This is a genomic window from Colwellia sp. MB3u-41 (genome assembly GCF_014076845.1).
GTDB lineage: Bacteria > Pseudomonadota > Gammaproteobacteria > Enterobacterales > Alteromonadaceae > Colwellia_A.
The window spans coordinates 26,239-43,505 of record NZ_JACGUT010000080.1 but is presented as its reverse complement, the minus strand read 5'-3'; the positions used below and the strand labels follow the sequence as shown (position 1 = coordinate 43,505).

The following is a 17,267-nucleotide window of genomic DNA, read 5'->3' as shown; positions in this document are numbered from 1 at the left end:
ACACCAAGCGTAATAAATTGGCTAAGTACGGGGCGAAATTTAAGCGCTAATGATTACCTATCAGTAAATATTGATCAAAAATTACAGAATTCTTACAATTTACTCACAATTTTTATATTGCCTAATTTACTGTTTAGTATTAATTTTACCGCTTAGCTAATGAAGAGTAGGAGTGGTTAATTAAGTGTTATCATATCCTCAACAATTTAGGGTTACTTGAAAGACTTTATGCTTAAAAATTTATCAATAAAAATTTGTCTTATGTTTTCAGTAGCAATGCTTGTTGGCTGCACATCTATAGGAATGAGTGACTTATTTTTTGGTTACAGTCAGCAAATGCAACCTTCTCGTTTAGCCCAGTTAAAAGGTGAGTTTGTTACCGCAGAAACATCGATTGTATCTGTTAATAAGCATCATAATAATTATGGCTTGAGTCAATTAGAGAAAGCACGCTTGCAGTTCCTTAATAATAATTGGGTAGCGAGTCAAAAGAGTTTTGAAATAGCCTACCAGCAGGTGCAGGCACAAGAGCAAGCGGCAAAAATACAAATAAGTAATGGGCTTCAAAAGGTCAGTGCAGTGGTGACTAATGATAATGCTATTGGGTATGAAATTCCTTCATACGAACAAGGTATGCTGCATTCTTATCAAGCTTTGAATTATTTATATCAAGGGCGGTTAGAAGGCGCTTTAGTCGAAGTTCGGCGTGCTAATTTAGTTCAAGAAAATGCGCTAAAAACAAACCAAGCCGAACTTTACAAAGCTCAAGAAGCTATGGCTGATAAAGGTCTTAACGCAAATGAATTAAACACAAATTATCCATCAATGGCTGGCTTAATTGGAGAGGTTAAAAATAGTTTTCAAAATGCTTTTACTTTTTATCTCTCAGGTTTGCTGTACGAAGCAGGTAAACAGCCTAATGATGCGTATATTGATTACAAACGGGCAATAGAAATTTATCCAAATAATACTTATTTGCAACAAGATGTACTGCGCTTGGCAAAAAAATTAGGCATGCATGAAGATTATACGCGCTTTGAACAGAAATTCGGACCGTACCAAGCGGTAAATCAAGAAAACTCAGGTCAAATAGTTGTTATTTTTGAACAAGGTATTGTCAGCGCAAAGCAGGAAGCCAGTTTGAATTTACCTGTTTTTAATACTCGCGCTGATTTTAAATTTTTTACTTTTGCTTTACCCGTATATCGGGGCAGTTTATCAACATTAATGCCACTGAATATTCGTCTTGATGAGAAAAGTTATCTATCACAAGAAATTGTTAGACTTCAGTCCTTAGCGAGTAAAGATTTGCAAGAAAAATTACCAGGATTAGTGACAAGACAAGCGATCCGTTTAGTTGCCAAAGAACAAATACGTCATAATTTGAGTAAGTCTGGAGGGGATGTCGGTAATATTTTAGCAAGCCTTTATAATATAGCATCGGAAAAAGCAGACACGCGAAGTTGGTCTAGCTTACCTGACAATGTACAAATAATGAGAATAAATAATATTGAGGCAGGGCATAAGACATTAGTAATTTCGTTTGCAGGTAAAAAAGAAGTGATTAATGTTGAGGTTACGAAGAATAAAACCACTTTAATTAATTTTACCGCAATAGGCGATTACACCGGTTATCAAACTATAAATATGTAAGGAGAAGAGTATGAAAAATTTCATTAGTCTTTCAGCGTTTATTATTATCAGTTCGCTTATTTTATTTGGCTGTGCAATGCCCATAACATCAGGAGCAGGCACCAGTGAGATGACGCAAGGCGATGACTTTTCAAAGCATTTAGAAGTACATAATCCTAAATTGGGGCAACAACTAAAAATTGTCGATGTTAAGTCTAGAAAGGCAAACGGCTTATTAGAGGTTAACGTAGCACTTAAAAGTACTTATAAAAAGTCTCTGAAATTGCAATATCATTTTAACTGGTTTGATGTGCAAGGTTTTGTTGTAGAATCACGAAAAACACCGTGGCAGCCAGTTGAATTACATGGTTTTCAGTCGACAATCCTAAAAGGACTCGCACCAAATGATCAAGTTGCTTCATTTACTGTCTATGTGAGGGAGGTTCCCGAAAAGGCATACAGATACTAAAAATTTAAAATTATTACGTTATTTATTAAGGAAGTACAAATGAAAAAATTAATTATTGCTACGACTGTTGGCTTAGCTATTACGATGGTTGCTGGTTGCGCACAAAAATCGGTTGTTCGCTATGGTGATGCTACGGCTGTTGAAACAACAGACATTAACTTTGGCTCTACCGATTTACAAAAAGTAGCAGGAGATATGACAGACTCTCTATTATTATCACCTGTTGTTGGTACGTTAACGCAAAATAAACGGCCAATAATGTTTGTTGAGCGCATTAAAAATAAAACGAGCGAGCACATCGATACAGAGTCAATAACTGATTCTATTTCTACTAAATTGTTACGTTCAGGGAAATTTCGGTTTGTTGATATGGGTCGAGTAGAAGCTGCTCGTGAACAAATCAAATTTCAACAAGGTGGTGGTATGGTTGATACAAGCAAAGCCGTGCAGTTTGGTAAGCAAATAGGTGCTGAGTATATGCTTTATGGCAATTTATCAAGCATTGTGAAATCTAACAAAGACAAATCTGATGTTTATTATAAATTTACTTTACGTTTAATGGATTTAGAAAGTGGACTTGTTGAATGGGCAGATGAAACTGAGATACGTAAAACTAAAGCGAAAGAATCGGTAGGTTGGTAACACCGCCATTAATCATTTAAGGAGGATATTGTGAAAACAATTCTATTTTCTTGTTTATGTCTATTGACTGTTTTATTAAGTATACCAGCGAATGCTGATTATGACAGGAACAAAGCGGTTCCTGTTAAAAAAGTCTTGTTCGGGACTGTTCAATCAGTAAGAAATATTACTGAAGAAGAGCTCATAGAAGATAAAAATAAGGGGTGGGAAGTTTTTGGTGGCGCACTTATCGGTGGCGCGATTGGAAATCAATTCGGTAGTGGCAATGGACGAGACGTTGCAACGGTTCTTGGTGCCTTGTTAGGGGGGGCTATTAGTCATAGCAAAAACCCTCAATATCAACGCAAGACCCTTCATTTAGTCGAGTTAATGATAAAAACAGAGGAAGGTAAGTTGTTTATGGTTGTGCAATACTTAGACTCAAAAATGATTTTCCAACGTAACGATGCTATTCGACTTATCTATCTGGAAAACGGTTCGGTACGACTTGATAAGCAAATGTAGAGAGTTTACAGACGAGTAGGGATTAACTTAATGGCTACTCGTTTGCTCTTTTAAATAATGACGACTTCGATATCTCGATCAATATATTGTTCAATATACAATTGTGCAATATCGCTATTACCAAACAGCTCCCTGATTTTTCTATAAGCACAAAACTTTTGTTTTGCGAGTCGTGGATCTTTACTTTTAATAAGAAATATCCATGTTTTGACCAGTGAAGGAGGGATTCTTCTCATATTATTACTCCATCAATAACATTTGACTAAGTATAGATAATAGAGGTAAAAAAGCTAAATTTTATTTTGTTATAATCAGAATATAAAATATGTATCAATGACTTTTAATGTGAAGATAAATTGTGCTTTAAGCTAAATGTAGGCATAAAGCCGCTAGATATTATTATGTAGCGGCTATTTTAGTTTTAAACTGTCCGTTAGATTTAGTGCTGAATTCCTCGTTTATTATCTTGCCAGCCTTGTTGTAAACCGAAGGTTTTCATTGCTTGTTCAATATTAAATTTTTCTACCATTTCTACCACCTGCTCTGCGGTTTGGCGTTGCCATGGAATTTCGTCAAGGTTAGCAATACCTAAAATAGTTGCGCCCATAATGGCTGAGTTTATTTTCAACTGCCACTGGTCTACTTTGTCAAAGGTGTCTGATTGTGCATGATAGTTTGAAGCATAATTAGCATTGGCTTGGTTAGCGACTAAATTTGCAATACCTTGCATCATAAAATCATAATTATCAGTACCAACAACCGGATCGATAACTTGGCTGAATGGACCTAATTCAGCAACTGGATGTAAGACACTGTCAACAGATGCTTTGATTTCTTCTCGACCATTAATAAAAAAGCCTGAAATAGCCCCCGTACCAATATCTATGATGGTAGCTAAAATATGATTATCTAACTCATCTATGTGTGTTTGCGTATACCCCCACGAACCGTACATACCTTGTTCTTCACCATTAAAGAGTACAAAGCGGATGGTGCGTTTAGGTACAATACCCAGTTTTTTGATTTGACGTGCAAGGTCAATGACTAAACTCACATTTGCGCCATTATCTAATGCGCCGGTCCCTAAATCAAAAGAATCTATATGCGCTCCTATCAAGACTATTTGTTCTGGGAAGGTGTCACCTGTTATTTCAGCGACAACATTATTAGCTTGATAAGATTTTTCACCTAATATATTTATCTTTGCGGTTAACTTAAGTGATTCGCCTGAATTGATTAAACGCTGAGTACGTTGAGCACTTTCTCTTTCCATCACAACAATAGGTAACTTGTTATCAACCCCAGAGCTTGGTAAGTGTCTATATAATAGGTTTTTTGGCCGTGAAGACATATAAATAATACCTGTGGCCTCTACAGCTAACGCTCTTTCTTCAATCGTTACGGCATTGGTATACTCTTGAAAAAGGCCATTAATGCCAATTTTATCATCCAAGATGTCGGTTTCAATAAGGAGCCATTTGTCTTTGAGATAAAGGTCGGTATTTACTTTTTCAAAATCAGACTCTGTGCCTTTATTTAGGTTAACAATTATTGCCGTAAGGCCTCGATAATGTGTCTTTTTAGTGAACGGCATAGCAACTATGCGTGGTGAAAAATTTATTTGGCGATTAAACACTTTAGCACTAATCGTTTTCTCTGACCAAGCCCGTGGCATTGTGAAGGGCTCTTTTTTTGCTGTTACACCGGCTTCATGAAATTTTTTCAACGCCCAGTTAACCGATTTTTTATTTGCCTGTGTGCCTGTTAAGCGGCCACCAATTTCATCAGTGAGTTGTTTTAAGTCACTAATAATCGGTGTAGGTGCTTTCAATGTGGTAATTAAGTTTTCAATGTCACTATTAAAAATCGACGTTGCGTAAGCCGCATTCATTAACAATGTAGGAATAAGCACTAAAGGAATAATTTTTTTCATAGGATTTCTTTTAATTTTTACCTATTCATAACGCTTGATGAATAATCAGTCAAGTTTGTTTTAGGTTTTACACGCATTTTCATATAAACATTCAACTAATGTGTCAGGAATTAGTTACGTAGTACATACCTTGACATCATTGATAAGACCACTTTTTAGAATGAAATATCTGATGGTGACTTTAATTTATTGTTATATTTGAATTTTATTTAACAAAGGTAATTTTTATACTATGTACAGACTAAAATTAAAAAACGCTCGAAAGCGCTTTTATTAGTTTTTTGTTAAATGTTCATATTTTATGAGATCACTTGATGCCCAGCATTGAACATCTTTACGTTCGTTTAGCTGTGCTTTCATTATCATAACGATAACTTTCATTGGCTTGGTGTCTTCATCATCAGTTTGTCGAACTAATGACGTTGTAATTAATCTGTTTTACTTAAGACACCATGATACTTAAATACTTAAATACTTAAATCCTTAAATCCAATGGAGGAAACCTTTCTTAAAAAGTTATTTTATTGCATCGAAGTCGCACCTATCATGTTAGCGATTATAGCCGTATTAATCCCTTGGTTATAACTGCCGGTTAGGTTCAAACCAGAAAATGCAGCGTAGCCATTGATCATTATATAATAAGTGCCACTACCATTACTGAGGCTACATAATTCGTTATTACCGCTAATATAGGGGCGACAATCATAGCTTGATGAAGTTGGTTTACTGGCATACTTTACAAACAGGTCTGCGTCACCACTGCCACCATTAATCGTAAATTTAATATTAGTAGCACCTGCAGGCACTTCCATGGTGTATTCCAAATTTTCATACCTTGCACCACTTAAATTTGTTTTGGGGATATTATTTTGTAACACATTAGTATTATCTGGTGGGATTGTTGATGTATCGTAACTTGGTAGTAGACTGACGTTACTGATTTGATCCCATGCTAATACCATTACGTGATAAGTGCCCGTTTCTATAGCTGTTATATCGCAGGTTTCATTACTCGTTGAACTCGTGCCCTTGCAATCGTAAATCGATGAAGTGGGCTCAGCGCCAAATCTAATATACAAATCAGCATCGCCACTGCCCCCACTTGTCTGAAAACTTAATGACGTAGCGTCAGCAGGTACTTCAAAGGTGAACTTAGTTTGCTCTTTTGCTGTGGCGGTGACCGTAACTGCTACATTGTTCTCTAATGTCGAGTCGTTTGGTGGGATAACAACGTCGCCGCTTTTAGCCAGTTCGCCAACAAAAGTAGCAGAAAGGCGTGCAAACTTTAATGCATGGGCTGAGTTAAAGCTACTGTCATTAGCGGTATGTATACTGCTGTTAATATCTGACATCGTAGATTCAAATGGCATCGAGGCAGGGTAGCCTTGGTTGTGCCACGAAGCATGATCTGAACAACCATAGCCACATTGGTCGAAGCCATAACTAATGTCAGACAAATAGGTATCGATGAGCTGAGTCATAAAGGTATTTTGGGCACCATTTGTGTAATCGGTCATAAAAACAATGTCTTTATTAGCGGTACCTTTGTAGCCCACCATGTCAAATTGTGCGACACCGATAATATTCAATCCTTGGTTTTTATAGTCTTGAGCAATAGCTTTTGACCCTCTCAAACCGACTTCTTCAGCAGCATAACCGATAAACTTGATTGTGCGTTTTGGTTTAAAACCACTCGCTATAATTGCGCGTAAGGTTTCGGTAACCACAGCAATACCAGAGGCATTATCATCGGCACCCGGTGCACGACTCGTACTTGGGTTAGACAAGTTTATCGAGTCTAAATGTCCACCTATGATGACGATTTCGTTGCTATTTGACGTGCCAGTGATCGTTGCAATAACAGAAGGTTGCTGAAAAGTATGATTGTACAACTCAACAGAAATATCACTACGTTGACTACTTATTGAAGCCCAATGGCTTTTTAACCAATTAGCCGACTGTACTCCTGTTGAACTCGTATAATAACGATTATTGTAGTTGCTGAGGGTATTAACGGTAGCTGTTAAGTTTGATGAAGATAATTGATTTAATAAGGAATTTACGCCCGTCGGATTATCAATAGTGTAACTCGTCACTACTTGCGGAGCTAATGCGATGTTTGTTGTGTATTGTTGAGCGGCTTCTAGTGATTCATGAAATATATATCCGCCACAGCGTTTAAAGTTATCATGCATGAATTCGCTTAAGTTATTTAATTGAGCTTCATCAATACTGACAATATTAATAGCATGGTTATGTGTAAGTGTTGTTGGTGTTTCTGAAATATTAAGCACTGACTGTTTAGGTTGAATATTTGTCAGGTTGAATTGTTTGCTGTAACTCTTATTAATCATAGTTACCGCATCGTTGCCAATGGAAATCCAAACTTTTTTATCATTATCTAGCGGACTTATATTAAGATCTATATTGTTATTTTCAAGTGTCGAAGCGGTACTCATTCCACTGAGTAAACTAAGCACAAGTAGGTTATTAGCTATCTTGTTCATGCATTTCTCTTTTAATTATTTATTATTTTTTTGAAAAATACCTTTTAGTACTCCATCTTGATTACCGTTACTTTTAGCGATTATTATAAAGCAGCAAAGCTGAATTTTAACGAAATAAAACTGTCGCGGTAAAAAAGGGAGTGGGCAAACATTGCTGAGTAAGCCTCTATAAGAAAAGGTAGAGTTTGTTGGAAATAAAAAGAGGGGCTTCGCCCCTCAATATTTTTATATAAGCATTAATTCGCTTTGATATTTAATGTTATATTTGACGAGGCGTTGTATCCTCTAACATCAAAATACCATGCACCTGTAGCAGGGCTGGTAAAATTACATACTTCTTCATTACCATTTTTGTATGGACGACAATCGTAATTCGAGGTCGTTGACTGAGCACCTTCTCTTACGTAAAGATCGGCATCTCCTGTTCCACCAGAAATAGTGACTGTCAAGTTAGAATATCCACTGGCTAAGTTTTCAGTAAATCTTTCCCAAGCACCCGAATTAATTGCATTAATATTGTAAGTAATATCAATTGGGTCGCCTGGGTTAGTACCACCATCTTCAACAAAGCTACCAGTTAAAGAAGTACCACTGATCGCATTCCAAGCTTCAACCATGACATGATAGGTGCCAGTTTGTGCTGATGAAATATCACAGGTTTCATTACTTGACGAACTGGTACTTTTACAGTCATAAGTTGATAATGTAGGTTTAGAACCAAATTTAACATACAGGTCAGCATCACCGTTCGATCCACTCGTCACAAAATTCAAATCGGTTGCTCCAGCAGGTACTACTAAGGTATAAAAAAGTTGATCTTTTGCACTACCAGACAGCCCCGTTTCTGCAACACCATTGGTTAAAACACTATCAGTTGGTGGTACGCCACAGTTACTTGAACTTGCATCAGAATTAACGCCAACTGACGCTAACGCAGATTTTACATCCGCCGTGCTGTAGCCTAAATCACAAGCTGCATCGATTGCGCCGTCACCGGCAGAATCCCAATTAGTATTCGATGTCCAATAAAATTTGTTAGCATTCGTCATCACCTCAAATGCCTTGCGAGTATTCCATCCCGTTTTATTTGCTAACAAATAGAATGCTTTGTTAAAAACACCTGAGCTATGATGAACATCCATTCCTGACGAATAATCTGACTGATTACCTATAGATCGGCCATCGAGGGTTGGATCATCCATGTATCGCAAAGCGCCGTTACCTTTAAATATCTGTTCACCTACTTTCCAATCATTCGTTCCTGTCATAAAGTATTCTGCTGCTTCACCTGCCATATCTGAAAAGGCTTCATTTAAGCCTCCAGATTTTCCCGAATAAACAAGCCCAGAATTTTGCTCGGTATAGCCATGAGACACCTCATGCGCAGAAACATCTAAGCTAACCAATGGATAAAAGGTATTTTGACCATCACCAAAAGTCATTGCTGTACCATCCCAAAAAGCATTTTCGTAATTATTTGAATAATGCACTCGCATCTGCAGTTGAAAAGTTAAGGGAGGCTCGCCAAACCAATCATTGTACATATTATAAATAACGTTACCGAAGTAATGAGCATCATTAAGCGGTGAATAAGCGCCGTTAATTTCTTTGGTGGTATTTTCTGGGCAAGTATAACTAAAGGCATTTGAACCACTAGTGCCATTATTTAAATTAATCGTTTTTACATTGCTATTAATCATCGTACAGGTAGAACCTGACTGGCTTACCTCTAAGTAACCAAAGTCTGTACCGTATTGATACTTACCTGTTTTAGCATTACCGCCAGGGCCAGTGCCATCGGCAGTTTGTAAATTATCTAAATGCAGTAGTACCTCACCAGTATGGGCATCGATAATATAATAAGGTCGAGCAGGCGTTTCTCCATATTGAACAAAACTCACTTCATATACGAGTTTAGCGGTGTCGTTCTCGTCTTGCCAAATAGATAATGAAGACGTTTCATTCAATGTCGTTACTGGGCTTGCTGAGAGAAAACCACCAAAACTTATTCCTTTAGTGCGCAGTAAAGCCTCTTTAGCGGTAAAGGTCGGAGTTACATCCTTAATATCAGCATCTATATTGTTCAGTACAGAGCCATGTGCATGTTTAAAGCTACTATCACTTTTTTGAGAGATAACAGCGTCATCATTAATTACGGGTATTCCCTGGTAAAACTGTTGATAGCGGGTTGTACTATCACCATTATCTAAAGTGAAATTACCTTTAACTTGTAGTGTATTACTGTCAGATAACCCCAGAAGTTGCGCAGGAGCGTTATTTAAAAGACTTGATGTATTTTGAGATAATGCTGAAATAGTTGCATTATCTCCGTTTAATAGCTTTCTTTCAGCCGCGTCTACACTGAACGTGCTTATTAAAGTAATAGACAATGCACTTAAAATAAACGTTTTATTATTTTTCATTTTTATACCTTTTATTATTTTGTTTTACTGCATACCAGGGTATGCACCGTTAGAGATAGAAGTCTGCAGATACTTAATAAACTAAGAGATGATCGTTCAGTAGCCACATTATTTTGGTATGCAAACAACGTATTAATCGTAAAACCGCTTTCTATTGTGCTCACTCTATAAAAGCATTGAATCAGTTCGTTTCGTTTCTTTATTTTACGAAACACCATGTAAAAAAATACAATTAATTGTTACAATCGTGTTGCATAATTGTTAAAGCTAGGCGTTATTTTTGAGAATGCAAGTTTTATAAAAAGTATTAATTTTAGAATGAAGAAATAGACAGAGATGGTAATAATGAGTGAGGGTAGATATACAGTTCGACGTTTATTTGTAAAATCAATGATGAAAAACGCTTTCTTTAAGGAGAAAAAAGTGTTGTTAAAAGTTTACAAATACCTCAAAGGTAACAATTTTTTTAACATCTTTAATACTAATTTTAAACATTTAGCCCTGGTGTAAGTTTGTTCAGTTTAACTTAAGTTACTTGTAGTTAAGGATATTACGATGTTGTACTTAGGTGATGAGTTTAAGGAATGAGCTGAATAATTATAAAAATAATATAATTAATTAAAGGATAATATAATGATAAAAACATCTCCAGTTCCAAGAGCTATCTAATATGCATTACTTGCTGGTGTCTTTAGTTTAATGCTTGTTTATGCTTAAGAAGTAGGCGCAGAAAAAGAAGTTGAGCGAATTTCTGTTACGGACTCTCCTCTTAAAAAGGCAGAGTTTTCGAACGCTTCACCTATTCATATGATCACTGCTAAAGACCCAATGAAAACGGGTGTTAGAACCGTGACCAATTTATTGCAAAATACCTCGATGACAAATGGTCGGCAATTCGATGATTATGGCAAACTACATATCTGCTATGCATTCAGCTGATGATGTAAGTGATACAGCTAAATGTGATGAGTTTATTAAAAATGAAGATTTGGCGGGTAAGCCATAAACCGTTCCGGTTTGTTCAGCAGACCGTGCTGTTTATATCAACACATCATTGACTTATAAAGGTGAAGACTTTTTAGTAACCGCCGGTATAAAAAATGTATTTGATAAAGCACCTGAATTAGTTGACTTAACTACTGGGTTGAATCGTGGCAACATGGTTACTTCATCAGGATATAACTTATACGGACGTGGTTTTTTCTTAAATGCCTCATATCGTTTTTAGCGATTAATGTATTAACCACTTAACAGCAAGGGCAATACGAATGTATTGCTCTTTTTATTAAGACAATATTTACTCTAGTGGCAGAGACCGATAGAGTATTTAATTCACCAGTGTCTATATTTATTATCACGGTGAGCATGGTTAGTCAGACTATTTGAGACAAGATGAACTTGCTGACTTTGTATTAAAATTCTAAATTTTTATAATGAGTTAAGGTACACTACCCTTCATGATAATGTGATAGAAAGGTTAGCTGCTTGCAAAAAATTATTATTTTTGGCAATTCCGGATCAGGTAAGTCTACGCTTGCTAATAAATTAGCTATAGATAAGGGGTTAGCACACTTAGATCTTGATACATTAGCTTGGTTAGCAACATCACCGCCTAAAAGAAAAAGTCTTCTAGATTCAACTTTTGAGATTGATGCATTTACACAACAGCATGAAAGTTGGGTAATTGAAGGTTGTTACAGTGACTTACTTGAGCAGCTTACTATTAATCGAGAAGGTAGATTATTAAAGGATAAAAAGAAAGCATTAGCTAATGAAATTATATTCTTAGATTTACCGATAGAAACATGCATTATCCATGCTAAAAATCGCCCCTGGGAACCTCATAAATATCCATCAAAGCAAGATCAAGACAATAATTTACCTATGCTCATTGATTGGATTAAGGCTTATGAGACCCGAACAGATACTTTTTCAAAGCTCGCTCATCAAAAGTTGTACAACCGTTTTATGGGCAAGAAAACGATTATCTATAAACATGACTAATTATTCACTCATCAGTTTTACAAAACGTTAAGATAAATTTATGAAATTTCGTATTCTTCACACCTCAGATTGGCATTTAGGCCAAAATTTTTACGGTAAAAGTCGGGCAAATGAACACCAAAAATTCTTGAACTGGCTACTAGAACAAGTCAGCGAGCATGCTATTGATGCGGTGATTGTTGCTGGCGATATTTTTGATACCGGTACACCACCAAGTTATGCCCGAGAAATGTATTTTGATTTTATTGTTAATATGCACAAAAAAAAATGTCAGTTAATCATCCTTGCTGGCAATCACGATTCAGTCGCTATGCTTGGTGAATCTAAACAATTGTTATCGCATTTATCGTGTCAGGTTATTACCAGTGCTAGCGATATCCTTGATAAGCAAATTATTACGCTAAATAATAAAAAAGGTCAGGCTGGGGCCGTGCTGTGCGCCATTCCATTTATTCGCCCTCGCGACATAATGACCAGTAGTGCAGGACAATCAGTAAAGGAAAAGCAACAATCGTTGCAGCAAGCTATCAGTGAACATTACCAAAATTTATACCAGCAAGCGCAAGATCTTGCGCTGTTAAGTCATGACGTTAAATTACCTATTATTGCGACCGGACATCTTACGACCGTTGGTGTAACAAGCAGTGAGTCTGTTCGCGATATTTATATCGGCACACTTGAAGCTTTCCCCGCTAATGCTTTCCCTAACGCAGACTACATTGCACTTGGCCACATTCATCGTAACCAACGCGTAGCTAAATCAGAGCATATTCGCTACAGCGGTTCGCCCATAGCATTGAGTTTTGATGAAGCAACTCAAACTAAAAAAGTGTTAATTGCAGAGTTTGAACAAGGTAAACTTAGTCAGGTTATTGAGCAAGACATTCCCTGTTTTCAACCCTTGTTAATGGTAAAAAGTAAATTAGAGCACCTTACCCAAGATATCAATGAGTTAGTTGATACGCTAAATAATTCAGAAAAATTGTTAGCAAAAGATCAAAAGATTTGGCTTGATATTGAAATTAACAGTGCAGAATATTTACAAGATCTAACACCTCGTATTGAGGCACTGGTTAAAGAATTACCTGTTGAAGTCTTACTGGTGCGGCGCAGTAAAAAGTCGAGGCAATCAATGCCAGAGAGCCAAAAAAAAATTACCTTGAACGAATTGTCTTTAAGTGAGGTCTTTGCCACGCGATTACTTCAAGAAAATTGGCAAACTGACCTCGAAGTAAATCAAAAGATTCGACTTGAAAAAATGTTTGCACAAACCTTAGAGCAAGTTCAAGAACAAAATACAGCCAGTGAAAGTCACGTTGAAAAAACGCAAATTGCAGGTGAAACTAAGTGAGAATATTAAGTTTACGATTTGAAAACATAAACTCGCTCAAAGGAGCCTGGAAAATTGATTTTAGCCAAGCCCCTTTTGATAATAGCGGCTTATTTGCTATTACTGGGCCAACAGGTGCAGGGAAAACCACAATATTAGATGCTATTTGTTTAGCGCTTTATCATCAAACGCCTCGCTTAAATATTTCAGACAAACAAAATCAATTAATGACCCGTCATACGGCTAATTGTTTAGCTGAAGTTGAATTTGAAGTAAAAGGCAAAGCCTACCGAGCCTTTTGGAGTCAAAGACGTGCTAAAAATAGTGTTGAAGGAAATTTGCAAAAGCCAATTGCTGAACTTGCAGAAATATCTACATCCTTAGAAGGTAACGATCAAATATTAGCGACTAAAGTGTCACAAGTACGCTTAGAAATAGCGCGTTTAACAGGCTTAGATTTTTCGCGTTTTACTAAGTCGATGATGTTATCGCAAGGTGAGTTTGCTGCTTTTTTGAATGCGCCCAGTAATGAACGAGCAGAGTTATTAGAAGAATTAACGGGTACTGAGATATACGGACAAGTTTCACAGCAAGTTTATCAGAACCATAAAAATGCCAGTAACGATTTAAAAATATTGCAAGCGCAAAGCCAAGGAACGGTCGTTTTATCAGCAGAAGAAATAACGTCGCTTACGCTTAAACTTGAACATCTTACCCAGAATGAAAAACACTTAGCTTTAACCTGTGAACTGTGGCAAAAAGCGCAAAGTTGGCAACAAAAATCCCTTGAAAACCAAGAAAACATTAACGCTATTCAAAGTAAACTGCAGCGCGAAGCGCAAAAAGAAGTTGACGCGAAAGATGATTTAACAAAATTAGCGTTATCAAAACCTGCTGAAAAATTAAGGCCTATTTTTGAGCAACAAGAAAATAAAAAGCAGAGACAAAAACAATTAATTATTAGCAATAATGAACTGCTTACTACCTGTAAAAATGTTGAAAAGGACACCATTATAGCGCAACAAGCTTTCGAAGCATTAACGACAGAACAGGGGGCTAAACAATTAGCTGATCAAGCACTTGAAAACTTGATTATTGATAAAGTGCTCCCACTTGATAACCAAATAGAGTATCTGTCTAAGCAAGAAAAAGAATTAGCTAATAAACTCATCGTGTTAATAGATGCTCAGCACTTATCAAAAAAGAATTGCGAAAATCTTGTTAAAAATCAAGAGCAACAGCAAAGGAAGTTTACTGAAAACGAACAATTTATCAGCAATAATAAGCTGTTAAAAACCTTACCAGAAAAATTACCTTTATGGCAAAGCCAATATCAGCAATTAGCGCTTACAGAACATGAACTACAACAGCTTTTTGCTGACCAAGAAGGCTTACATTCACAACAGCAAGCACTTGAACATCAACAAGAGAGTCAGCAAACATTATTGCACAATCATCAGCAACGTAATGATGAACTGCTTATACAAGTTGAGTACCATCAACAAGAAAAAATCAAAATTTTAGCGAATACGTCACTGATTAATGAACAAGTATTACATGACAGATTACAAGCACTTCAAGGACAAATAGCACCGCAAATTACGGTAGTTGAAAATGCCCGTCGTTTTGCCCTTTTGGCTAATGAAGTGGTAAATATTCAAGCTATTATCACTGACCAAAGTTTAACATACAAAGACGTTTCAGAGCAGATCATTGCCTTGCGCTCACAATATCGAAATGTGCAGTTAACACGTGATGACGTGGCAAAAATTTTAGCGCAACAAAAAACTATTATGTCGTTAAGTCAGCATCGAAGTAACCTACAGCACGAGCAAGCGTGTCCATTGTGTGGTTCAGTTGAACATCCGGCTATTGATGAATATATAAAGTTAGACCGTGCAGAGTCTTCAGAGCACCAACAAAGGTTTGAGCAATTAACAGAACAATTACAGCAACTCGAACACCAAGGCAAGGCGCAAGCAGAGACACAAGCACAGTTAAAGGCTGAGCTTGATGTCGCTCATAAAGTGCAACAGGAAAAAACAAAAGAGCAGCAAGGCTTATTAAGCCAATGGCCCTCAAAAGCACAGCCGCTTGGTTTAGATTGTTCGTTAGCTGATTTATCCTTTATCGAGGCTTTTATTGCAGAACGAGAGCAGTTGCTCGATAACCTGAACAAAACCAATGTAGCACTACAACAAGCTGAACAACGCTTTCAGCAGTACCAACAACAGCTAGCACACGTTGAAAAAGAACAGTCAACCATACAAAATCAAGTTGTGCTCTTAGCGAATAATCTAGAAAACATTCTAAAAAGTTTACAACAATTAGCCACTCTTTTAGCCAAAAAAGAACAAAGTAAAGCTGAAACCTTTGCAGATTTTAAAGCAAGTATTACCTTGGTAGAGCAGCAAATCAACGTTGAAAATACAAAGGTTTCAGCGACGCCGCTCTTCAGTGATAACAATGGATCTTTGCCGAGTCAGGAGGTTTTTTCTAGCTGGTTTATTGAAAAAAACAAACAAGTGAAACACTACCAGTTTACGGTTCAACAACAAGAACTACATTTTCAGGGGTTAACTGACTTAAAACAGCAATTGGTGGTTGCGCAAATACACGATAAGCAACTCAATGAAGACTATGGCGATGTTAGTCAGGCGCAACAGCTATTTATTATTGAACTCAAACAAGCGCAACAGCAACGCTTGAGTCTTTTTGAAAATAAAAGTACGAGTCAAGTGAGAGCCGACATCGCTTTAAAGCGAAAAACCACCGAAGATAAACTTAAGGACTTACAACAAACTTTTCAGCAAAACATGGAAGCACATCAACATCAGCAAGGGCTTTTAAAGAGTGCTGAGCAGCAGTTAAACCATATTAACGAAGAAGTTGATTCACTGAGTTTAGTGTGGAAAAACGCGTTAACACAGAGTGACTTTGTTTTAGAGAGTGATTTTATCAGCGCTTTACTGCCGGTTGAAAAGCAACAGGAACTTCAACGGCTTTTAGATACCATCACGAAAGAAAAACAATATTTACAAACATTACTTGAACAATCTCAGCAACAACTGGGTATGTTGGCACTTGAACAAGCATCGATAGAAGAAGCTGGCATTACTGAGGTGAATGCGCAGGCAATTGCAGAGCAACTGTCAGCATGTAAAGAACAGCTAAAACAAGAACAGATAAAAATTGGCCAGTTAGGTCAAACATTAAAACATGACGAAATTCAGCGTGAGCAGCAACAAGGCTTATTTGAAAAAATAATAGAACTACAAAAAGAGGTTGATGACTTAGCTCACTTAAATGGGTTGATTGGCTCAGCCGATGGCGCTAAATTTAGAAAGTTTGCTCAAGGGTTAACACTGGCACATTTGGTGTATTTAGCGAACCAACAACTTGAACGCTTACATGCTCGCTATCAGCTAAAGTGTCAGCAATCAGAAGCACTAACGCTTGAAGTACTTGATACATGGCAAGCAGACAGCATACGCGATACTAAAACACTTTCCGGAGGTGAAAGTTTCTTGGTGAGCTTGGCATTGGCGTTAGCATTGTCTGATCTAGTGAGCGCGAAAACCAGTATTGATTCTCTTTTCCTTGATGAAGGATTCGGCACACTTGATAATGATACGCTTGAAGTCGCTCTTGACGCCTTAGACAGCTTAAACGCCAGTGGTAAAATGATCGGTGTTATTAGCCATGTTGATACACTAAAAGAACGCATACCTGTGCAAATAAAAGTCAAAAAACGTAGTGGTCTAGGAGTAAGCGAGTTAGAGCGTCAGTTTACGTTTTCTACAGAAAAAGCATAATACATAGC

Annotated in this window: 11 protein-coding genes; 7 read left to right on the top strand and 4 right to left on the bottom strand. The window is 37.0% G+C overall.

The features are described from left to right. The first annotated feature begins 228 nt into the window (after nucleotides 1–228). The 4 genes from H4J73_RS13385 to H4J73_RS13370 are packed head-to-tail and all read left to right on the top strand — an operon-like array spanning nucleotide 229 to nucleotide 3,247. Nucleotides 229–1,653 (top strand): COG3014 family protein, encoded by a 1,425-nt coding sequence (locus tag H4J73_RS13385; RefSeq protein ID WP_259366701.1) that lies wholly within the window; start codon nucleotides 229–231, stop codon nucleotides 1,651–1,653. Between the two features lie 10 nt (nucleotides 1,654–1,663). Continuing rightward, nucleotides 1,664–2,101 (top strand): YcfL family protein, encoded by a 438-nt coding sequence (locus H4J73_RS13380; protein WP_182181229.1) that lies wholly within the window; start codon nucleotides 1,664–1,666, stop codon nucleotides 2,099–2,101. Between the two features lie 39 nt (nucleotides 2,102–2,140). Continuing rightward, nucleotides 2,141–2,743, top strand: coding sequence for a penicillin-binding protein activator LpoB (gene lpoB, locus H4J73_RS13375; RefSeq protein ID WP_182181228.1), 603 nt, complete (start codon nucleotides 2,141–2,143; stop codon nucleotides 2,741–2,743). Nucleotides 2,744–2,773: 30 nt separating this feature from the next. Continuing rightward, nucleotides 2,774–3,247, top strand: a complete 474-nt coding sequence (locus H4J73_RS13370; protein ID WP_182181227.1) for a glycine zipper 2TM domain-containing protein — start codon at nucleotides 2,774–2,776, stop codon at nucleotides 3,245–3,247. A 50-nt stretch (nucleotides 3,248–3,297) separates the two neighbouring features. Here H4J73_RS13370 and H4J73_RS13365 read toward each other — a convergent pair whose 3' ends face one another. The 4 genes from H4J73_RS13365 to H4J73_RS13350 all read right to left on the bottom strand — a co-directional run bounded on the left by H4J73_RS13365 (nucleotide 3,298) and on the right by H4J73_RS13350 (nucleotide 10,110). Further along, a complete protein-coding gene (locus tag H4J73_RS13365) occupies nucleotides 3,298–3,483 on the bottom strand; it encodes a hypothetical protein (RefSeq protein ID WP_182181226.1) in 186 nt (61 codons plus the stop codon). A gap of 203 nt (nucleotides 3,484–3,686) precedes the next feature. Continuing rightward, a complete protein-coding gene (locus H4J73_RS13360; protein ID WP_182181225.1) occupies nucleotides 3,687–5,180 on the bottom strand; it encodes a M28 family peptidase in 1,494 nt (497 codons plus the stop codon). Nucleotides 5,181–5,701: 521 nt separating this feature from the next. Then, nucleotides 5,702–7,687 (bottom strand): M28 family metallopeptidase, encoded by a 1,986-nt coding sequence (locus tag H4J73_RS13355; protein WP_182181224.1) that lies wholly within the window; start codon nucleotides 7,685–7,687, stop codon nucleotides 5,702–5,704. Between the two features lie 236 nt (nucleotides 7,688–7,923). Then, entirely contained in the window at nucleotides 7,924–10,110 is a 2,187-nt protein-coding gene (locus H4J73_RS13350; RefSeq protein ID WP_182181223.1) for a M4 family metallopeptidase, read from the bottom strand. Nucleotides 10,111–11,595: 1,485 nt separating this feature from the next. Here H4J73_RS13350 and H4J73_RS13345 point away from each other — a divergent pair. The 3 genes from H4J73_RS13345 to H4J73_RS20820 are packed head-to-tail and all read left to right on the top strand — an operon-like array spanning nucleotide 11,596 to nucleotide 17,259. Further along, nucleotides 11,596–12,114, top strand: coding sequence for a shikimate kinase (locus H4J73_RS13345; protein ID WP_182223427.1), 519 nt, complete (start codon nucleotides 11,596–11,598; stop codon nucleotides 12,112–12,114). A gap of 40 nt (nucleotides 12,115–12,154) precedes the next feature. Beyond that, nucleotides 12,155–13,465, top strand: a complete 1,311-nt coding sequence (sbcD, locus tag H4J73_RS13340) for an exonuclease subunit SbcD (RefSeq protein ID WP_182181220.1) — start codon at nucleotides 12,155–12,157, stop codon at nucleotides 13,463–13,465. Then, nucleotides 13,462–17,259 (top strand): AAA family ATPase, encoded by a 3,798-nt coding sequence (locus H4J73_RS20820; RefSeq protein ID WP_182223426.1) that lies wholly within the window; start codon nucleotides 13,462–13,464, stop codon nucleotides 17,257–17,259. Before sbcD ends, H4J73_RS20820 begins: the two co-directional genes overlap by 4 nt. Nucleotides 17,260–17,267: the final 8 nt, after the last annotated feature.

Bases quoted from the DNA above. Each gene is read 5' to 3' on its own strand.
- H4J73_RS13380 (WP_182181229.1), top strand. From the start codon at position 1,664: ATGAAAAATTTCATTAGTCTTTCAGCGTTTATTATTATCAGTTCGCTT.
- lpoB (WP_182181228.1), top strand. From the start codon at position 2,141: ATGAAAAAATTAATTATTGCTACGACTGTTGGCTTAGCTATTACGATG.
- sbcD (WP_182181220.1), top strand. From the start codon at position 12,155: ATGAAATTTCGTATTCTTCACACCTCAGATTGGCATTTAGGCCAAAAT.
- H4J73_RS13350 (WP_182181223.1), bottom strand. From the start codon at position 10,110: ATGAAAAATAATAAAACGTTTATTTTAAGTGCATTGTCTATTACTTTA.
- H4J73_RS13365 (WP_182181226.1), bottom strand. From the start codon at position 3,483: ATGAGAAGAATCCCTCCTTCACTGGTCAAAACATGGATATTTCTTATT.
- H4J73_RS13355 (WP_182181224.1), bottom strand. From the start codon at position 7,687: ATGAACAAGATAGCTAATAACCTACTTGTGCTTAGTTTACTCAGTGGA.
- H4J73_RS13385 (WP_259366701.1), top strand. From the start codon at position 229: ATGCTTAAAAATTTATCAATAAAAATTTGTCTTATGTTTTCAGTAGCA.
- H4J73_RS13360 (WP_182181225.1), bottom strand. From the start codon at position 5,180: ATGAAAAAAATTATTCCTTTAGTGCTTATTCCTACATTGTTAATGAAT.